The organism is Thalassospira sp. (genome assembly GCF_048059015.1).
GTDB lineage: Bacteria > Pseudomonadota > Alphaproteobacteria > Rhodospirillales > Thalassospiraceae > Thalassospira.
Genome location: NZ_JBLLNT010000007.1, coordinates 1 through 19,557, shown reverse-complemented (window position 1 = coordinate 19,557; position 19,557 = coordinate 1). Strand labels below are relative to the sequence as shown.

Below are 19,557 nucleotides of genomic sequence, written 5' to 3'. Positions count from 1 at the left end.
TCAATCTCCTCCGCGCGGATCAAGAACGTCTCGCAGGCCATCACCGAGAAGGTTGAAGCCAAGACTGACGATGAAGATTGCAATGCCCGGCACTGTGGCGACCCACCATTGTTCCAAAAGGAACTGACGGCCATCAGAAACCATCGCACCCCATTCCGGCATCGGTGGCTGTGCCCCCAGACCAAGGAAGCCAAGGCCAGCAGCAATCAGGATCATGCCTGCCATATCAAGGGTCACGCGCACAACAAGCGAGCTCATGCACATCGGCATGATGTGACCCACGATCAGGCCCATGTTTGATGTGCCCTGCAAACGGGCGGCCTCGATGAAGTCGGATTTGCGCACTGTGATCGTTTCTGCGCGCGCAATACGGGCATAGGGGGGCCATGCGGTAATGGCGATTGCCAGAATGGCGTTTTCAATACCCGGGCCAAGGGCCGCGACAAAGGCCAGTGCCAAAATGAGCTTGGGGAAGGCCAGGAAGATATCGGTGATGCGCATCAGTGTCGCATCAACCCATCCACCAAAGAACCCCGCAGCTGTTCCGACCAAAAGCCCGACAGGGGCGGCCGTAATCGCCACAAGACCGACAATCAGGAGCGTGTATTGCGCACCGTAAATCAGGCGCGACAGGATATCGCGCCCCAATTGGTCCGTACCAAACCAGTGTTCTGCACCTGGGGGCAGGATGCGTTTGCTAAGGTCTGCTGCAAGCGGATCATGTGGCGCAAGAAGTGGAGCAAAGATCGTCACCAGGATCAGGCCAATGACGATTGAAAGACCAACCATTGCAAGCTTGTTTTCAGTGAACTTGATCCAGCCCAGCCAAGCGCGCCCGCATTGTGCCTGAAAACGTGATTGCGGCGTATCGGATGTCAGCCAGTTTTTCAGACCCGGCTTGGAGATGTTTGTTTGTGTATTCATGATTATCTCCGCGCTCTGGGGTCGAGCAGGCGGTAAAGCACGTCTGAAAGCATATTCACGCTAATAAAGACTGCGCCAACAACAACAGTTCCGCCCAAAACCGCGTTCATGTCGGCATTGAGCAACGAGTTGGTGATGTAAAGACCAAGTCCCGGCCATGCGAAAATGATCTCGGTCAGAACCGATCCTTCGAGCAGGTTGGCGTAAGACAGTGCAATTACGGTGACCAACGGGACCATGACATTGCCCAGCGCATGACGCCAGATGATGCGATGTTCGGAAATGCCTTTGACGCGCGCGGTCAGAATATATTCCTGACTAAGCTGTTCGAGCATGAAGGACCGCGTCATGCGGGCAATGTAAGCCAGCGAGAAATAGGCAAGGATCGATGCGGGCAGAATGATGTGCGACACCGCATTCCAGAACAGATCCATGTCACCTTCGATCAGGGTGTCGATCAACATCAGGCCCGTGGTGGGTTCGATAAAATCGACATAGAACGCATCCAGTCGCCCGGGGCCTGCAACCCAATCAAGCTTCATGTAAAAGACCAGAAGCCCCATCAATCCCAGCCAGAAGATCGGCATGGAGTAGCCAGCTAAGCCAATCACGCGCACTGCGTGATCAGGCCACTTTCCTTTGTGGATGGCCGCGAAAACGCCAGCAGGGACGCCAAGGACGACGCCAATGATTGTTGCAATGGTTGCCAGTTCCAGCGTTGCCGGGAAGACACGTTTGATGTCCTCAATCACCGGGTTGGCTGTTAGAACCGACTGACCAAAATTGCCCTGAAGCACATTGGAAATATAGATAAAGAACTGATGCCAAAGTGGCAGGTTGAGGCCCATTTCCTCGCGAACGCGGTCATAGACTTCTTGTGGGGCACGGTCGCCAACAGCAGCCAGAACCGGATCAATCGGCAAGACGCGACCTATCAGGAAGGTGACAAGCAGCAACCCGAAAAATGTGATGGCGAGTGAGAAAACAAGACGCAGGAAACTGCCAGCCTTGCCCGAAGCAAGACGGGCGCGTTTGCGCCCGTCCCGATTTTTGCGTGTAACAGCGGACATTACGACCGTTGTCTCCTTAGTCCTTGGTTACAAAGCGATAGTAGTTGTTATCGAACGACGGACCGAGGACGAAGTTGTTCACGTTACCGCGCATGGACGCGATTTCAGTTTCCTGGAACATCACAACGAACGGACCATCTGCCAGAACCTTCTTTTGAAGGTCGACATACATCGCTGCACGTTTGGCATCATCACGCTCAAGCGTTGCGGCATCGGTTTCAGCCGTCAGTGCACCGGCATCCCACGAGTTACGCCATGCCAGCGGCTTGGCAATTGCATCGTCGGAGTTGTCCGGGTTCCAGGCAAAGGTGGATGCGTTGGTGTGCGGATCCTGATAATCCGGGCCCCAGCGACCGATATAGATATCGTGCTGACGCGCACGGTACTTGGTCAGGGTCTGTTTGCCATCTCCCGGAATGATTTCCAGATTGATGCCAGCCTGTGCCCAGGTTGCCTGGATAGACTGTGCCATCGCCATGATGGCGGTGGTGTTACGTGTATCCATGGTGACACTAAAGCCATCGGCAAGACCGGCTTCGGCCAGAAGGGCTTTGGCCTTTTCAACATCCAAGCCATATGGATTCTCGTTATAGGCGCCAAGGAAGCCTTCTGGAAGGAAGCCCTGATGGATCTGCGAACGACCGGCAAGGATGGTCTCGGAAATGCCGGTGTAATCCACAAGGTATTTCAGCGCTTCACGAACCTTTGGATTAGACAGGTATTCGTTTTTCTGCGACAGACCAAGATACCAAAGTGCGCCTTTGCCTTTGGACATAATCTTGATGTTTTCGTCGCCCTTGATTGATGCCAGCTGATCGGCTTCAAGGTTACGCGCGATGTCGATATCGCCTTTCTGGAGAAGAAGCTGCTGCGCTGCTGCTTCCTTGACGTTACGAATGATTACGCGCTTCATTTCCGGCGCGCCATCCCAGTAATCGTCATTTGCCGTCAGGCTCAGGCTTTCACCTGCAGTCCATTTGTTCAGTTTGAACGGGCCAGAACCGGCATAGTTGGTTTTAAGCCACTCATGACCAAGGTCGCCATCGACCTCATGAGCCAGCACTTCTTCCTTATCCACGACCGAGCCAACGCCGGCGGTCAGGCAATACAGCACGAAGCTTGGCGCGTATGGTTTGTCGAGTTCCATGACCAGCGTGGACTCGTCAACGGCACGGATCTTTTCTTTGACATTGTCTGGGGTGAGGCCGAACTGGCCAAGGATGAAAGCCGGTGACTGATCAAGAAGGATCACGCGCTGCAGCGAGAAGGCCGCATCTTCAGCGGTAAGATCGTTGCCCGATGCGAATTCGATGCCGTCACGGATTTTGAAGGTAAAGGTCTTGCCGTCTTCGGAAACATCCCAGCTTTCCGCAATCACGCCGTAAATCTTTGACACGTCGTCATTGTCAAAGCCAATCAGGCGATCATAGGTGTTGCCGGCATATTCCGCGCCCGAGAATTCGAAAATCTGGGCGGGGTCGAGTGTGATGATGTCATCAATGGCGAATGCCATGACAAGCGCGTTTTTCGGCGTTTCGGCCTGTGCTGCCAATGGCATGGTAGCGAGCGCGGTCCCCATGACCAGCCCTGCAATTAACTTGCGCATGATGCGCCTCCCGTTTTGTTGTTGTGGGACTGCAGGCCAAGGCGAGGACCAATAGGCGATAAACAACAACCATTCAGAGAAGCCGCAAAAACAGTTCAGCTATCCTGATTGTCGCTTACTGCCCTCAGGCCCAAAAAAGTGGGGCGGCCTGCAAGTAGTTCGCTTAATGCGGATGAAGCTGAGCATATTTTATACGATTAATCAATGACCAGACGGTCAGGATTGCCGCAAAAATACTCAAACGTCAGAATTTATCTGATTTCAGTTACAGGGGGTTGAGCAGGGCTATAGGCGAACAGCCCACGCGATGTCAGTAGTTCGGAATTGTGTTTTGAAAGAGGCTGGTGCGGGCCTCGCGCCAGAATAAGGCGTGAAAAACAAAAAAGCACCATCGGCGAACCGTGGTGCTTTTTTGTTTCATTCTCTTAGGGAGAGAATGGCGCGAGTGACGGGACTTGAACCCGCGGCCTCCGGCGTGACAGGCCGGCGCTCTAACCAACTGAGCTACACCCGCATGGTGTGTGGCGCGGTTTATATAAGGGGTGGTCCGGTCTGGCAAGGGCTTTTTGACAGTTTTTTCAAAGAAAAAGCCAGTGCCCGAATGGTGCCTTAAATTGGCGGGGATTTGGCGCCGAAACAGGCGTGAAAAACAAAAAAGCACCATCGGCGAACCGTGGTGCTTTTTTGTTTCATTCTCTTAGGGAGAGAATGGCGCGAGTGACGGGACTTGAACCCGCGGCCTCCGGCGTGACAGGCCGGCGCTCTAACCAACTGAGCTACACCCGCATGGTGTGTGGCGCGGTTTATATAAGGGGTGGTTCGGTCTGGCAAGGGCTTTTTTGCAAAAAAAGGAAGGGGGTGCTTTTGTTGACGTTGGGTTTTGAAAAATGCAAGTGAAAACAGATGGTTATATGAGTGCCTTGGTGGGCTGAATTGCCTGCGTTTTTTGCACTTGTAAGCGGACGATTCAATGGGGTTTTAGATCGTCTTCCATCGATCATTATGACAGCCTTCTCGATTGCGATCCGGCCACGTGATTTGGATGATTGATTGGGTATGGAAGACGTTAAAAACAAAAAAGCACCATCGGCGAACCGAGGTGCTTTTTTGTTTCATTCCCATAGGGAGGGAATGGCGCGAGTGACGGGACTTGAACCCGCGGCCTCCGGCGTGACAGGCCGGCGCTCTAACCAACTGAGCTACACCCGCATGGTGTGTGGCGCGGTTTTTAGCAGTCGAACTTTGGGGGCGCAAGCGAATTTTCCACCCAAATTCCAATTTTATGACGCATTACTTCCATGGGTGGAATGCGGTGCTGTTTTCATGTCGTTGGGGTTATGTGAATGTGATCAGGGCAGGCCAGAAACAAAAAACGCAAGGTCAGGAACCTTGCGTTTGTGTTCAATGCTATTCGCGCGGCTTTTCGTATCGCTCGGCAAGCTTTGTAAGTGCAGCAACGGTTGCTTGTTCGACGGTGGAGCCGAACCCGGTTACGCGACTTGCTAGGATAACATAGAGCGAATCAATATGAAGCTGCATCACAAGCAGCTGCTTTTCATTCGCGGTTTTACGATCCGCAACGAAGCTTTCCATTGATTTGGCAATCTGGGTCATCAGCGGATACTGGAACGTACCGCCAAGTGCCTTGACCGAATAGGCAAGGTCAGTTGCGGTAATCACAGCTTCCGGGCGATTGGATTTGTCGCTAAGCGATGCAATGATCATGCGGCGGCAATCCATCAGATCCTTGCCGATGTCACGGACAAAGGTTTCTGAGCTGCGCTGGACGACCTGCTCGAGTTCTTCGAGTTGTTCCGGCGACAGGTTGATGTCAAACCCTTTGACGAAGTTTACGGCACGGCGCTTAAGATCAGTCTGCGCCGGGATAATCTGCACATTCTTCTTTTTTCGTGGTTCTTCAGGCTTCACGATCGCTCCGCTTCCCCAGTCATAGTGGGTCATTCGTCAAGGCTCCTTCGATCAGGGCCATCGAACTGGACCTGTCTGCGACGACGGTCAGGGCCAAAATAGGTTCCGGTGTTTACAAAAACACGCGGTCGCGCAATGACCGATACCAATCGACTATAAAGTGCCTTGGCATTGAATGGTTTGGCAAGAAATTCTGTAATACCAAGGTCGCGCGCCGTCGTCACATAGCGGTGTTCGGAGTGCGCGGTCAGCATAATAACAGGAATAAACCGGTTCGGCGAATTGGTCGAGTTGCGCATGACATCAAGGAACTCAAGACCATCCATGCCGCGCAAGCGCCATTCACAGACAACGATATCGATCTTTTCAGAGCGCAAAACGTCAAAGGCATCGTTTGGTGTTTTTACGCGCTGGATATGGGACGCGCCCAGATAAGACAGAGTGTCGTACACCACTTGAGCTGAAATCTTGTCCCCGTCAACGATCAGAAAGCTGATTTTACTAAAGTCGATTTTCGCGTTCATCCGGCCTCGTTTCCTGAGCATCGTTACGGAATGCGTCGCTGTTCAGGGGATTACAGTGGCAAGTCATCTCTATTGCCGTCGTATAAACCCTTATACCTTTGTCCGTTTTCCAGCAATACCAAACCGCACTTAGTTTGGGGTGAAAATCTGACAAATACTGACTGGTAGCCAGTTGATGGTAATGAACAATCGATGTTTCAGTCTTGTTTTTATTGTTGCTCGTGCCCGGTTCAAGTTCACCCATATGGGGTGTTGGACCGTTAGTCAAAGAGGGTAGGCGAAATTAATCCATAGGCTTGGTGGTGCCATCGTCATCAATGACCTGAACGGCGACACCGGACTCTTCAAACATCTCGGTGGATATCTTCATATCCTGTTCCCAACGTTCAAGGAAGTCTGCGGTTAGTTTGGTCTTATCAACATAGACTTCGGCGATACCAGCCTGGATGATGGCGCGCGCGCAATCGCAGCACGGGAAATGTGTTACATAAAGTGCGCATCCATCAAGCGATGTGCCGGTATAGCTGGCGTTATAAATGGCGTTGCGTTCGGCATGTTCGGTATAGGCGTATTTTTCCGGACGCTGATGACGGCTTTCGACTTCGTCATCCACACCGCGCGGGAAGCCGTTATAGCCAACAGCGCGAATTTCTTTTTTCGGGCCAATCACGACTGCGCCGACCTGCGTGCTGCGATCCTTCGACCAATCGGCAATATGTGCTGCTAGTCCCAGAAAACGATGGTGCCATTTGCTCATGTGATTGGTCCTGCTTGCGCCAAAGGTTTAGTCGGGTGCCCTGATCGCGTCATGGCGTCATCAAACCCGACATGTCTCCTTTAAAGAGGGTGCTTCTTGTAATTGTCCAGTGAAAAATCACATTTTTGTAAAGGCATTTAATGAAAAGCCCCTGTTCAAATAGGGGCTGATTGATTATTAAGGGGATACCCCCAGAAAAGATCAGGACGCCTTATCGTCTCGCCGCAGATGCAGGCAGAAGCGGGAAGGCTCATGTGTAAACCAAATAACAAGAGGTAGTAGCCGATGCGCCGTCAACGTAAGGCGAAAATCATCGCGACCCTGGGGCCGGCGAGTTCAAAGCCAGAAATCCTCGAGAAAATCGTGCAGTCAGGTGTGGATGTGTTCCGCCTGAACTTCTCGCATGGGGAACACTCAGAACATCTGGCCCGCTTCGAAGCCATCCGTGCTGTCGAAGCCAAAATCGGCCGTCCGATTGGTATTCTGATGGACCTTCAGGGTCCAAAAATCCGCGTAGGCACCTTTGCCGACGAGAAGGTCGAACTGAATGCTGGTGACGCCTTCACCTTCGACATGGACAAAAAACCGGGCGACAACAAACGTGTTTCGCTGCCGCATCCTGAAGTTTATGCCGCGCTGAAACCGGGCGCGAACCTTCTGCTCGATGATGGCAAGCTGCGCATGCGCGTTGAAAAATGCGATGACAAATCGGCTGAATGTACTGTTATCACCGGTGGTCCGCTGTCAAACCGCAAGGGTGTCAACCTTCCGGATGTGATGTTGCCGCTGTCACCGCTGACCGAAAAAGATCGTGCCGATCTGGTATATGGTCTGGAAATGGGTGTCGACTTTGTCGCGCTGTCATTTGTTCAGCGTCCGGAAGACGTCGCCGAAGCCCGCAAGATCATTCAGGGCCGTGCGGCGATTGTTTCCAAGCTTGAAAAGCCGCAGGCGATTGAACATCTCGACGAGATCGTTGAACTCTCGGATATGGTCATGGTTGCCCGTGGTGACCTTGGCGTTGAATGCCCGCCGGAAGATGTTCCAATCTTGCAGAAGCGCATCATCAAAGCCTGTCGTGAAGCTGGCAAGCCGGTGATCGTTGCAACCCAGATGCTTGACTCGATGGTGTCCAACCCGGCACCGACCCGTGCAGAGGCATCTGACGTCGCGACCGCGATCTATGATGGTGCGGATGCGGTGATGCTGTCGGCCGAAAGTGCGGTTGGTAAATACCCGCTTGAAACCGTTTCGATCATGGACCGTATTCTGGTGCGTGTTGAGCAGGACGAACTTTACTATCGTATGCGCGATGCAAACCGCCCGGATCCGGAACATAACGCACCGGACGCGATCAGTGCTGCTGCCCGTCAGGTGGCTACCACGATCGGCTCCAAAGCGGTTGTTAACTACACCACGTCTGGTTCGACGGCATTCCGTGCTGCACGTGAACGTCCGGAAGTTCAGATCCTCGGTCTGACCCCGCGTATCCAGACGGCACGCCGTCTGGCACTTTGCTGGGGAGTACATCCGGTCTTCACCCGGGACGCAACCAACTTTGCCGAAATGGTTGGCATTGCCTGTGAAGTTGCACAGCGCGAAGAATTCGCGAAGCCTGGTGACTCGCTTGTGATCACTGCTGGCGTTCCGTTCGGAACTCCGGGGGCGACCAACATCTTGCGCATCGCATGGGTAAGCTAATCATAGCCTGATGCGATATCAGGTGATGAATGTGAAGCGGGCGGCCAGTTGGTCGCCCGTTTTTTATTGTCGATTTGCCATGAATGCACCTGTGCAGGGAACGTGCATATGAGCGGTATGTATAGCGCTCTGTATTGTTAATGTTTTTTTGAGTCTTTGGACCGATAGTCTATCTGTGATCAAGGCTGTATCTCGCGATATGTGCCGATGATGTTGGGGTATCAAATTTAGATTGCCTGTCTGGTTGTGTATCACTGTCAGTTCTGGTTAAACTGTTCTGACAAAACATAAAAATTAAGGTGTCGACGCTGTTTGATGCCGATATGCCGCCAGGCACGGGACCAGGGGAATAGCTGCGATAATGCTGAGTTGGATGTTCAATCGGCAGAAAAACACGGGCGATGGGGGGCTTGATGATAAAGCCACGGCCAAGCTTCGTGATCTTGCTGACACTGTCCGTACAGTCGCACCTGACGCATTTGGTGCTGATGGCGCCAATACGCGTGGCCGCCCGATTCCCCGCAAGCATCCAGCAGATGAATTAAGCGACGCCGCCGCACTTGAACATGCAGCGCGCCTGTCGACGGAAATGTCCGAACTTGACGATGATGATGACGCACCTGATTTTGACAGCGACGTCCGCATGGATGTTGCGCGTCGCCTGCGTCGTCACATGACGGAAATCAGCCCGTCTGAACGTCTTGATATGGTCGATGAGTTCGTAACCGCGATTGCCAATATGGGCGATTGTTATCGCCCGCAGGTGATCTCGCTGATCGAGCAGGAACTTGGCCACACACCTTATATGACCCGTCAGGCTGCCAATCGCCTGCGTCAGGATATTCAGGCCATCGGTCGCGTATCGATTGGCGAATATATCGAACTTTTAAGCGATTCCGACTTCCTTGATATCATGCGCGGGCGCGGCGAGTTTGTTCAAACCGCTGCTGAACGTCTGCGTGAAGAACAGGAAGCCGCTGCCAAGGCTCGTTTGATCGAACAGCAGGCCGAAAAAGAAAAAGTAGGCCTTCTGAACCGTTTTCTTTCCAGCGACGATGCGCCGCGCAACGTCGTTGCCATAACCCCGCATATTGGCGAGCGTAAGGTTGAAAAACCCAAGACGCCGTCCAACGATATCCTTGGTGGTCAGGCGAGAATTTCACGTCAGGCGCAACGCCGTGTCGCCCATTTCATCATGGCATCCTTGTTCGATACCTTGGTCGAGCAGGGCCGTATGCGTACGGAAGTTGCCCGCGCATTGCGCCAATCGGTTCGTCAGCGGATCGAAAAGGCCCGGTTTGAAAATCGCATGCCGTATCCGGCCCATGAGGCGGGAATGGGCGTTGATGTGACCGATGATGTTCTGGCTGATCATGACGTGGTCGAGGCATCCAATGCCAAGATGACAATTGATCAATATGTGCTTGATGCGCTTTCGCGTAATGATGATGCCCTGGTCGTTCAGGCGCTTGCCCATTACGCGCAGATCCCGATCAATGCTGTGTCCAAGATTTTGGATTCTGGTAGTGCGCGTGCGATTACGGCCCTTGCATGGCGTGCCGGAATGACGGCACCGTCGGCCGTTGTTTTGCAGATCAGCAATGGTATTCCGGAATCCGGGCTTGAAAGCCCTGCTGCGGGCGGTCGCTATGCCATGGCAACCACTGATATGGATTGGTACATCGATTTCTTTAACGACATTAAGCCGGCTGCATCGCGCCCGCGTGTCGAAAAAGAAGGCGTAAATCCGCCGGTTCGTAATCCGAATATGCGTCCGCGCGCTGGCCGCAATAGTGGCGGGCTTGAAGGTTTGGTCTCTGACAAGCGACCCAAAGGTCGTCGTAAAGAGGACTGAGGAGCCATGCGCAGCAATCTTGGCATCTCATATGACGGGTTGAAATACGCCCTGAACATCAAGGAAAGCTATCTGAGCGGCGAGCCGCTGACAGTTACCGGTGCCGCCAAGCAGCAACGTCTGTTGATGCCTGAGCATCTGCTGAGTAACGATCTTGCCTTGATGCAATATGATGATCCGCTGGCACTTGCAGTGATTGCGACCAAGGACCCGGAAAGCCCGATGGCATTGGCAGCAGCCATTCGCATGGGTCCGCATGCCAAGTGCAAGGAACTGATTACTGGCGTGTTTGAAGTGGTGTCTGATGCCACCAAGCACGAGCTGGTTGCCGATTGCGCAAAGCTTCTAAGCAAGAATGCCTTTAGCCCGGAAGCCTTCCATCTTGTCCGTACACGAGCATCCAATCACGTTGTCGAAATTCGTGAGGCCTATCGCCGTGCAATGGCCGAAAACCTGCGGGCACTTTTGGATGGCAAGATGGCGGCGCGTGAATTTGTAGAAGAGTTTATCGAGCTTGCTTCGAACGGGAACCTTCGGATCGATATTTATCGCCGCTTGGTCATGAAGCTGATGCGCTCAGATGCGGTGCGCCCAAGTGTGAAATTCATGCTGCTTGAGCGACTTGATCGCTTCCCGCAGATGGTGAAACTTCAGATTGTTAACGAAGTTAACTCTGCCCCTGATACCCCGGAATATCAGACGTTGAAGCAAGAGTTGCGCTGGATTTACGAAACCAAGCAAAAACAGCAAGCGCCTGCGCCTGCGATCAATGCAAAGCCGTCGCAGCCATCGACGACCGATATTCTTGGACGTTCTCAGCTTGATTTCGGTGCGGCAGCAGGCATGCATCGCCGCAACAGTATCATCAAACCAGCTGAGCCGACCTTAAAGCGCAATGCAAACCCGCCGATTATGAGTAGCGGTGGCTTTAGCTCGCGCGAGCTTTCTTCCTGGCTGAACTAGATCGCACTTTGCTGCAGTGGCCTAGCTGACAAACCGGGGCTCGGTTGCAGTTGCCTTTGCCGGGACATGAAGTCCGGCCTGCTTTTCCAGATACACCGTACAAATCACACGCAGCAATGATGCGAAATTGGGAATGTCACCGCGCGTGGCGACAACTTCATCGTGAATTTTGCCCAGAAATTGCGGCGTGCTGAACCCTTCGCCGGAAGCGATTTCATCAAGGATTTGCCAGAAGCGCAGTTCGAGCCGCAGGCTGGTAACAACACCATTGATGCGAACTGAACGGCTGACACACTGGTAAAGTTCGGGCTCGGTCCCGGAATAGATTTGACACATTTGAACGGCCTTTCCTGTGAATGCCATCGGTTCAAATTGTCCAATGGCTTTTTTATTGGATGGCTCCATGGTCAGGGAAATATCGCCCAACCGCAATCAGTGATTGGGCGATATTCGATTACAAATTGATTTCAGTACCAAGGGCAGCAAGGAACGCTGCCATCCATTTCGGGTGTGCGGGCCATGCTGGTGCAGTAATCAGATTGCCGTCCGTGCACGCATCATCAATCGCGATATCGGCATAGGTGCCGCCGGCCAGTTTGACTTCAGGCGCACAGGCTGGATAGGCCGAAACCTTGCGTTCGGAAATGACATTGGCAGCAGCCAGCAGTTGTGCTCCATGACATACCGCTGCAATCGGCTTGCCCGCATCATTGAAGTCGCGGACAAGTCGAATGACATCCTCGTTCAGGCGCAGATATTCCGGTGCACGGCCTCCGGGGATCAGAAGGGCGTCATAATCTTCGGCGCGCGCCGACGCGAAATCCGCATTCAGTGCAAAGTTATGCCCGCGCTTTTCGCTATAGGTCTGATCGCCTTCGAAGTCATGAATGGCGGTTGCAACCGTATCGCCAGCCTTCTTATCGGGGCAAACAGCATCGACTTTGTGACCAACTGCTAAAAGGGTCTGGAACGGAACCATGGTTTCGTAGTCTTCGGCATAGTCGCCGGTGATCATGAGAATTTTCTTTGCAGACACTTTCGTCCTCCCGCTTGTTATGGCTTGCCGCAAATTGGCAAGGGCAGGGAACTATATGCCTTGGCGGGATATCGCGGGTAACAGCGGACTACTACGTCTGTCAAGTGGCACATTTCGATAGATATCACTTGGTGTTAGATACAAAAAAAGAGGCCCGGTTGGGCCTCTTTTCGAAGGTGATTGATGGAGACGATCAGCTTTTTGCAGCCGTTGCCTTTTTCGCAGCCGTGGTCTTGGTTGCGGTTTTGGCTGTGGTTGCGCGCGAACGGGTTGCCGGTTTCTTTGCCGCGGGTTTGGCAGCAGGTTTTGCCGCAGTTGCGGTTTCCGGGCTTTCGATAATGTGAAGGTCGCGCTGCGGGAACGGGATCGAGAAGCCAGCAGCTTCAAGCTCGGTTTTCGAGCGACGGCTCAGTTCCCAGAAGGTCGGCCAGAATTCGCTGGTTGCGACCCAGCCACGTGCGGTCAGATCAACCGAGCTTTCACCCAGAGTGGCCACAAAACTCATCGGTGCCGGGTCTTTCAGAACGCGCGGATCGGATTCGACCAGATTTTTCAGGAAGTCGAGTGCCGCATCAACATCATCGCTGTAAGAAATGCCGACCTTAATGTCGAGACGACGGGTCGGGTTGCGTGAATAGTTTTTGATGGCGCTGTTCCAGATCTGCGAGTTCGGGGCAGAGATGAAGACACCATCCGGGGTTTTAAGCAGGGTGGTGAACAAGGTGATTTCAACGACCGTACCGGAAATCGATCCCGCTTCGACAAACTCGTCAATTTTAAGCGGGCGCAGGATCAGGATCATGACGCCAGCCGCGATGTTAGACAGCGTACCCTGCAAAGCGAGGCCAATTGCAAGACCGGCAGCACCGAGAACAGCAATAATGCTTGTGGTTTCAACGCCGAAGTTCGAGAGAACCGCGATAATGACGAAAACCAGAATGGCATAGCGAACAATGCTTGCAGCCAGCGGTTTCAGGGTCGCATCAACGAATTTGGCATTCTTAAGAGAATGGCGTACCAGTGCGGCCGCCCGGCCTGCGATCCAGTAGCCGACAATAAGAATAAGAATTGCGCCCAGCAGATCCAGGCCAAAGCCCAGGGCAAATTCCTTTAGCATCTGTGCGATGGTCGATACATCGGTTTCCATCATGTCCACCTCGTCCGCTCCGTGTCATGGATGTGTTATTTGATCGTCATGCGACGATGTGAAAGAATTAGCATTACAGGTTTGGAGAGACTTGAAAAGTGCGATACTTTCACCAATTCTTTGTAGGTGTATGGAACAAATCGAATTTTCGGCCGTTTTAAGTCATAATTCCAACATCTTTGGTGTTAAAGTATTGCCTGAATAACAACCTTAATGACAGGGGTAAGACATGCAGATTCGTCCGTCTATTGTTGCTGCTCTCGGTGGGATTGCTCTGCTGAGTGCATGTAGCACTGTTGATAACACCGGTACTGCCGTTCCTTATGGTGGTAACCCGTTTACCTATAGCAGCTCGGTTTCTTCTGCGATTTCTGGCGCAGAGCCGACCACTGCTTTTGGCAAAGCGCTTAAGGCAGAATACATTGCCTATGCACAGCGCGAAGCTGACGAGTGGTACGATTACTTTGACGCTGACTTCTTCGCGAAGAAAGCAGGCAAAGTCGCTGCTGACGAAAACATTCTTCCGGAAGATCCGGCAAACTGGCGTTTCTCGGCTGAAGAAATCGCACAGAAGCGTGCAGTTCGTGACGAGCTGATCGCCCTTCTGGACGGTGGCAAGCGTGAAGAAAAGCCGGACACCGCTGCGATTGCTCAGGCCCGCTTCGATTGCTGGGTTGAGGAAAGCGAAGAAGGCTGGCAGACCGAGCTGATCAGCCAGTGCTGGAAAGATTTCGAAGCTGCAATGGCAGAACTTCGTGCCGTTGAACCGGCACCGATGGCAGAGCCGGTTGCAGCAAAAGAAGCACGTCTGTTCACCATCTTCTTCGATTTTGACAGCGTTGCGATCACCCCGGTTTCCGAGCGCGTTCTTGACGCTGCTGCTGAACAGTGGGCGACCAGCATGGGTACCGTTTCGATCGTCGGTCACGCCGATGCATCGGGTTCGGCCGCTTACAACCTGAAACTCTCTGAGCGTCGTGCTGCTGCCGCCCTTGGCGAGCTGACCGGCCGTGGTCTCAAGGGTGACATGATTGACACCGACGCCGTTGGTGAAGGCGAACTTCTCATCCCGACTCCGGATGGTGTTCGCGAGCCGCGTAACCGTCGTGTGACGATTTCTGTCGACTAAGCTTCGACATTTACCAAATCTTCGGCAACGAGGTGGCATGATGCCACCTCGTTGTTTTTTTATGTGCTTTTGTCTGTGTCGGTGTTTTTCGCAGTAATTGGTGTTGAAATTCGCAACAATGCGAATAATCTCTGCAAAATATTCCGATGCTTTTTAGAGAGAGGCGGGGACACATGCTAAAGGCCATCAAGTCGGTCTTTTCGCGGCGCTCGGGGAGCGTTGCACTTGCACTTCCAATCGCACTGGCTGTTGCAACTGCATCAATGATACCGATTGCGCACTCGGCGGATATCACACCGGTCGTTCCGTTTGAAAAATACTTCGCTGATCAGCGCGGTGACGGAAAATACCTGCGGTTCAATGCATTCTCTGGCGATATTCCGGGCAAACGGATCAAGGCGCTTCTGCGTTCCGGCCAGGTGATCGGTGATCGCATTCTTCTTTCCGAAGATGTCGCTGTATATTTCCCGGACGGTTACATCGTTCAATCCCAAGCGCGCTTTGGCAAATATATCCCCAAAACCGGCATTACGGTTGGTGGTGTGGTCAAACGTGATCATCTGACCGAAAACCCGCGCTACGCGCTGGTTGAACGTTTCGACGCAATCCTTGGCAAAGAATGTGCCCGCACAGAATATGCAAACGGCTTTGCTGCCCTTCGCATTAAAACCGATGGTGTGATGTCGCTGGTTCTGGAAACGTCGGGTCTTTATGACGCGCTGGTCGATGAACAAACCACCACCTACAGCGTTACCAGTGCCGTCCAGCCGGTCTTTATGGGCAATCAGGGGCTGGTGCCCGATCTGATCGCACAATGTGGTCGCGGCTAAGGTTTCTGAGATAGTCAAAAAAAGGCACCGATAACCGGTGCCTTTTGTTGCGATATTGGTCGCGATCAGTGTTCTGCTGAAACACCGGTCAAGCGCGGGATTTCAATCGCCGGGCATCGGTTCATAACGGCTGTCATGCCATGTTCGATGGCCTTGGCTGCTGCATCTGGGTTAATGACGCCAAGCTGCATCCAGACGGTTTTTGCGCCGATCTTGATCGCCTCATCGACCACACCAGCTGCATCCTCGCTATTGCGGAAAATGTCGACCATATCCACTGGCTCGGAAATATCAGAAAGCTGTGCGACAACGGTTTGTCCGTGGATTTCGCTACCAGCCTGACCGGGATTAACCGGGATGACCTTGTATCCCTGATTAAGCAGAAACTTCAGCACACCGTTTGACGGGCGTTCCGGCTTGGGGCTGGCACCGACAAGGGCGATAGTCTTGGTGGTTTCAAAAAGCTGCTTAAGCTGTTCGTCGCTTGGATTTTCAAATTGTGGCATCTGGTCCATCCGTTTATGGGGCGCGTACTGAATATGATAGTTATATGTTCGCACGCTTGCTGCAAGAGGCAGCTGGTCGGCACCACTCGCGGAAAGTTGATGCCGAGTTTAAGTGACCTTTGCATATGAATGCGGTTTGACTAGGTGATCGATGTAAGTTTGACAGGCTTGTTTTGAATGTATCCTTGGCTTGATCCATCCGGTCGCTTTTCCCTTTTCAAATTGACGGTCTTTGTCGCGTTGCTCATTCCGGGCATCGTGCTTCTATGGCCCGTGATTGAACAGGGTGGGGCGACGATCCCGGTCAAGGAGGCCATTCTTGAAAGCGGCGAATGGACCATCCGCATTTTGCTGGTGTCATTGTTCCTGACACCTTTGCGCCGTATCACACGTTTTTCAAAGCTTGTTCAAATTCGCCGACAAGTCGGTCTTGCGGCCTTTTCCTATGTTGTGATTCATGTGGTGCTTTATGCGATCAGCCAGAACCTTGATCTGGGTCGGATCGCAAGCGAGATCGTGCTGCGCATCTATCTGACCATCGGCTTTGTTGCGGTTGTGGGGCTTGCAGTTCTCGCTGCAACTTCGACCAAGGCTGCTATGCGTAAGCTTGGTGCGAAATGGACGAAGCTTCACAAGCTTGTTCACCCGATTGCTGTTCTGGGTGTTGTGCATTTCTTTTTGCAGTCCAAGATTGATGTCAGCGAAGCAACCTTGATGGCGGGGCTTTATGTGGCCTTGATGCTTTACCGCTTTGCGCATTGGCGCGGATGGGCGTTGCGTTCTGTGCTGACATTGTTTGTTGTGGCGTTGATTGCTGGTCTTGCGACAGCCGGTATTGAATATGCATGGTATGCGCTGGCAACTGGCATTCCGGCAGATCGCGTGGCAGTAGCCAATCTTGAATGGATGTGGCCGCTGCGTCCGGCGTGGAATGTATTCCTTGCCGGACTTGCGATGATTGTCATTTATCCGTTCGGCCGTGATGGTGTTGCGCGCGTAGCACTTGCCAATCTGGGATCAATGGTTCGGCCAAGTTTACGGACTTAGGCCGCCGCACTGGCACGCCGGGTCAACGCGGTCAGCAATCCGGCCCCGATCATAACCCCGCCACCAACGCGGGTCAGGCGCTTCATCGCGGCAGGGTCACGGAATCGTTCACGCAGCGCACCGGCCATAACCGCCCAGATGGCGACATTGATCGCAGCCAGCACCACAAAGGTCGTGGTCATGATGATGAACTGCGGCAGCACGGGGCTTCCGGCGGTCACGAACTGCGGGACAAAGGCGATGAAGAACACAATGCCTTTGGGATTAAGGGCGGTTACGACATAAGCCTGCAAGAACATGCGTGACGGGCGATTGCGCTTTGCATCCGGATTGTCTGTCAGGGCTTCGGGTTTTTCACGCCACATCTTGATGCCCAGATAAATCAAATATCCGGCACCACACAGCTTAAGCACCGTAAAAGCCTCGGCCGAGGCGGCTAAAAGCGCACCTGCGCCGGCAAGCGAGATCGTCATGGCTGTCAGATCGCCCAAGGCAACGCCCGGAACCGTGGCCCACGCGGTTTGACGTCCCTTGCCCAGTGCATAGCTTACGACAAGCATGATGGTCGGGCCTGGAATGGCCAGAACAACCGCACAGGCAAAAGCAAAGGCAAGCCAGATTTCAAACGACATGGAACATCCTCCAACAGCAATAGATCATCATATCAAACGATCAAACGCAGACATCAAATCTGATTGCAACTGTTTGATGATTACTCATGACGCCATGTCGGATGCCGTTTCTCGACAAAGGCACCAATGCCTTCCTGAGCGTCATGTTTTTGCATATTTGCCGTCATGACGTCTGATGCAAATCCATAGGCATCCGCCAGCGGCATTTCGATCTGACGATAAAATGCCTGTTTGCCCATTTGCACCGTCATGCCCGAACGCGCAGCAATTCCTGCGGCCAATGCATCGGTGTGGCTTTCAAGTTCATCATCGCCAACCACGTCCGATACCAGCCCCATGGCAAAGGCGGCTTCCGCATTAATCGGGTCACCGGTTAGAAGCATCCGCATCGCATGTTTGCGCGCGATATTGCGGCTAAGTGCTACCATCGGGGTGGAGCAAAACAGGCCGATATTCACACCTGGTGTGGCAAATTTTGATGTCGACGCAGCAACCGCCAAATCGCATGAGGCAACCAACTGGCAACCGGCGGCCGTTGCCATGCCGCGAACACGTGCGATAACCGGCTGGGGCAGGGATACAATGCGCATCATCAATTTGCTACATTGGGCAAACAGGCTGGCATGCTGGTCACAGTTGGAAATGCCGTTCATTTCCTTAAGGTCATGACCTGCACAGAAAACCGGACCTTCGGCCGCCAAGATGACGCATCGAACGTCCTTTTCAGAAGCGACCTGATCAAAGGCATTTTGAAGGGAAGTCATCATTGCGGCTGAAAGCGCGTTATTGCGGCTTGGATTTGCCATGGTCAGTGTAACGTAGCCATCATGATCCTGACGCGTGACCAGATCGGTGGTGGATGCTGGAATTGTCATGTTATTCCTCCCAATTGACTGAAAAATCGTCATTTTTGATTTTCTTCTACAGAACGTCGTAGTAGAATTGCACGTAAAGGGTGCTTTAGAAAACCCTAAGAGATGTGCCGAATTATCATGTGCTCGAAACTGAGTTGTTTCAGTATTCGGCAAGTGGTTGCGAATGAGTGACAATCAATCACGGAAACCAGGGCGTGCGCCCAGTCGTTTTATGACGACAAAGCAGGTGCTGAAATCCGCTACGATCACAAAACCTGTGCGTCAGACGCCGTTGAAACGGTTTGACAGCAAAGAGGTGATGGAGCGTGACCTTGAACGGTATCGCGCAGAAGCGCGCGCGCGTCTGTTGCGCAATGGTTTTGATGTCCCGCAATTCTTGATGCCCAAGCCGAAAATATCTGATGATGACGACGAAGAAGATCGCGTCATCGATCCGGATGCAGGCCGCGATATCCGAAGCCCCGTCATGATTGGTCCAAAACCTGCGCCGTTGCTTAGCAGCTCCAACCTTGCTGATGCCAAGAAGGAACGCGAAGAAGGCGGCACAACAGGCAAGCCCAACCGTCATGTCCATGTGCAGAACAAGGCAAGCGGCTTTTCCTATATGTTGACCGGCGGGCAAGGGCAGGCTGCCAATGCGGTTACGCAGGGCACGGCAAATGCCGGTGCCGCGCAATATCCGCAGGTTCACGCCGAAGCACAGGCAGCCGCGATCGCCAAGGAAAAGACTGCTTATGAAGAATATGTCGAAAGCCTGAATGGCGGGCGGACCCTGCTTGACGGCATGCGCGATAATGGTGATGCGGCACCGGCCAATGATATTAAGGGCCGTGTGGATGATCTGAAGGAAACAGAAGCCCGCCAGTCACGCATTGATCTTCCGGAAAATACAGCCAATTGGGCCGCGCGGGATGACCTTGAAGCCAAGCGTAAGGCAATGCTGCTTAAACAGGAGCAGGCCCAGGCAAAGAGCGGGCATTCATCGCGCCGAAATCGCGAACCGCTCAGCTGGAACAAGGTTCTGCC

At 53.1% G+C, this 19,557-nt stretch carries 19 protein-coding genes and 3 tRNA genes; 7 read left to right on the top strand and 15 right to left on the bottom strand.

The genetic code is table 11. The annotated features are described in order from the left end of the window. From nikC to ACMZ66_RS10855, 9 genes are all read right to left on the bottom strand, one after another. Positions 1–924, bottom strand: coding sequence for a nickel transporter permease (gene nikC / locus ACMZ66_RS10895; protein WP_416937230.1), 924 nt, complete (start codon positions 922–924; stop codon positions 1–3). A 2-nt stretch (positions 925–926) separates the two neighbouring features. Next, positions 927–1,994, bottom strand: a complete 1,068-nt coding sequence (locus ACMZ66_RS10890; RefSeq protein ID WP_416937229.1) for an ABC transporter permease — start codon at positions 1,992–1,994, stop codon at positions 927–929. 16 nt (positions 1,995–2,010) lie between these two features. Next, positions 2,011–3,600, bottom strand: coding sequence for an ABC transporter substrate-binding protein (locus tag ACMZ66_RS10885; RefSeq protein ID WP_416937228.1), 1,590 nt, complete (start codon positions 3,598–3,600; stop codon positions 2,011–2,013). Between the two features lie 437 nt (positions 3,601–4,037). Further along, positions 4,038–4,114, bottom strand: a tRNA-Asp gene (locus ACMZ66_RS10880). Positions 4,115–4,309: 195 nt separating this feature from the next. Further along, positions 4,310–4,386 (bottom strand) — tRNA-Asp (locus ACMZ66_RS10875). A gap of 346 nt (positions 4,387–4,732) precedes the next feature. Next, a tRNA-Asp gene (locus tag ACMZ66_RS10870) sits at positions 4,733–4,809 on the bottom strand. A 198-nt stretch (positions 4,810–5,007) separates the two neighbouring features. Beyond that, positions 5,008–5,562 (bottom strand): transcriptional regulator, encoded by a 555-nt coding sequence (locus tag ACMZ66_RS10865; protein WP_416937227.1) that lies wholly within the window; start codon positions 5,560–5,562, stop codon positions 5,008–5,010. After that, positions 5,559–6,053, bottom strand: a complete 495-nt coding sequence (locus ACMZ66_RS10860; RefSeq protein ID WP_416937226.1) for a response regulator — start codon at positions 6,051–6,053, stop codon at positions 5,559–5,561. Before ACMZ66_RS10860 ends, ACMZ66_RS10865 begins: the two co-directional genes overlap by 4 nt. A gap of 283 nt (positions 6,054–6,336) precedes the next feature. Beyond that, positions 6,337–6,810, bottom strand: a complete 474-nt coding sequence (locus ACMZ66_RS10855; protein ID WP_416937225.1) for a deoxycytidylate deaminase — start codon at positions 6,808–6,810, stop codon at positions 6,337–6,339. Positions 6,811–7,095: 285 nt separating this feature from the next. Between ACMZ66_RS10855 and pyk the strand changes: the two genes are divergently transcribed. The 3 genes from pyk (at position 7,096) to ACMZ66_RS10840 (ending at position 11,329) form a co-directional block, all read left to right on the top strand. Beyond that, positions 7,096–8,511: a pyruvate kinase gene (pyk, locus tag ACMZ66_RS10850; protein ID WP_416937224.1), complete on the top strand. Its 1,416-nt coding sequence runs from the start codon at positions 7,096–7,098 to the stop codon at positions 8,509–8,511. A 361-nt stretch (positions 8,512–8,872) separates the two neighbouring features. After that, positions 8,873–10,366 (top strand): DUF2336 domain-containing protein, encoded by a 1,494-nt coding sequence (locus ACMZ66_RS10845; RefSeq protein WP_416937223.1) that lies wholly within the window; start codon positions 8,873–8,875, stop codon positions 10,364–10,366. Positions 10,367–10,372: 6 nt separating this feature from the next. Continuing rightward, entirely contained in the window at positions 10,373–11,329 is a 957-nt protein-coding gene (locus tag ACMZ66_RS10840; RefSeq protein WP_416937222.1) for a hypothetical protein, read from the top strand. A 21-nt stretch (positions 11,330–11,350) separates the two neighbouring features. On the opposite strand, the gene ACMZ66_RS10835 is transcribed toward ACMZ66_RS10840, so the two are convergent. The 3 genes from ACMZ66_RS10835 to ACMZ66_RS10825 form a co-directional block, all read right to left on the bottom strand. After that, positions 11,351–11,665, bottom strand: a complete 315-nt coding sequence (locus tag ACMZ66_RS10835; RefSeq protein WP_416937221.1) for a ribbon-helix-helix domain-containing protein — start codon at positions 11,663–11,665, stop codon at positions 11,351–11,353. A gap of 118 nt (positions 11,666–11,783) precedes the next feature. Beyond that, positions 11,784–12,365, bottom strand: a complete 582-nt coding sequence (locus tag ACMZ66_RS10830; protein WP_416937220.1) for a DJ-1/PfpI family protein — start codon at positions 12,363–12,365, stop codon at positions 11,784–11,786. A 193-nt stretch (positions 12,366–12,558) separates the two neighbouring features. After that, entirely contained in the window at positions 12,559–13,515 is a 957-nt protein-coding gene (locus ACMZ66_RS10825; protein ID WP_416937219.1) for a mechanosensitive ion channel family protein, read from the bottom strand. A 226-nt stretch (positions 13,516–13,741) separates the two neighbouring features. Between ACMZ66_RS10825 and ACMZ66_RS10820 the strand changes: the two genes are divergently transcribed. Then, positions 13,742–14,641, top strand: a complete 900-nt coding sequence (locus ACMZ66_RS10820) for an OmpA family protein (RefSeq protein ID WP_416937218.1) — start codon at positions 13,742–13,744, stop codon at positions 14,639–14,641. A 173-nt stretch (positions 14,642–14,814) separates the two neighbouring features. Beyond that, positions 14,815–15,471 (top strand): hypothetical protein, encoded by a 657-nt coding sequence (locus ACMZ66_RS10815; protein WP_416937217.1) that lies wholly within the window; start codon positions 14,815–14,817, stop codon positions 15,469–15,471. Positions 15,472–15,536: 65 nt separating this feature from the next. Here the strand turns inward: ACMZ66_RS10815 and ACMZ66_RS10810 are convergent, their stop codons facing one another. Next, complete coding sequence (locus tag ACMZ66_RS10810; RefSeq protein ID WP_416937216.1) at positions 15,537–15,977, bottom strand: CoA-binding protein; 441 nt, start codon at positions 15,975–15,977, stop codon at positions 15,537–15,539. Between the two features lie 177 nt (positions 15,978–16,154). Here ACMZ66_RS10810 and ACMZ66_RS10805 point away from each other — a divergent pair, with 177 nt between their 5' ends. After that, positions 16,155–17,024 carry a sulfite oxidase heme-binding subunit YedZ gene (locus ACMZ66_RS10805; protein WP_416937215.1) on the top strand — a complete coding sequence of 290 codons (870 nt, stop codon included), beginning with the start codon at positions 16,155–16,157 and terminating at the stop codon, positions 17,022–17,024. Here the strand turns inward: ACMZ66_RS10805 and ACMZ66_RS10800 are convergent. Both ACMZ66_RS10800 and ACMZ66_RS10795 read right to left on the bottom strand, forming a co-directional pair. Then, the gene (locus tag ACMZ66_RS10800) at positions 17,021–17,656 is read right to left on the bottom strand and encodes a LysE family translocator (RefSeq protein WP_416937214.1); all 636 of its coding nucleotides are present in this window, start codon (positions 17,654–17,656) and stop codon (positions 17,021–17,023) included. The two genes, ACMZ66_RS10805 and ACMZ66_RS10800, sit on opposite strands and share 4 nt — an antisense overlap. An 80-nt stretch (positions 17,657–17,736) precedes the next feature. Beyond that, the gene (locus ACMZ66_RS10795; protein WP_416937213.1) at positions 17,737–18,531 is read right to left on the bottom strand and encodes an enoyl-CoA hydratase; all 795 of its coding nucleotides are present in this window, start codon (positions 18,529–18,531) and stop codon (positions 17,737–17,739) included. Between the two features lie 226 nt (positions 18,532–18,757). On the opposite strand from ACMZ66_RS10795, the gene ACMZ66_RS10790 reads away from it, so the two are divergent. Further along, positions 18,758–19,557: hypothetical protein (locus ACMZ66_RS10790; protein WP_416937212.1), on the top strand; the 800-nt coding region annotated here is incomplete at its 3' end.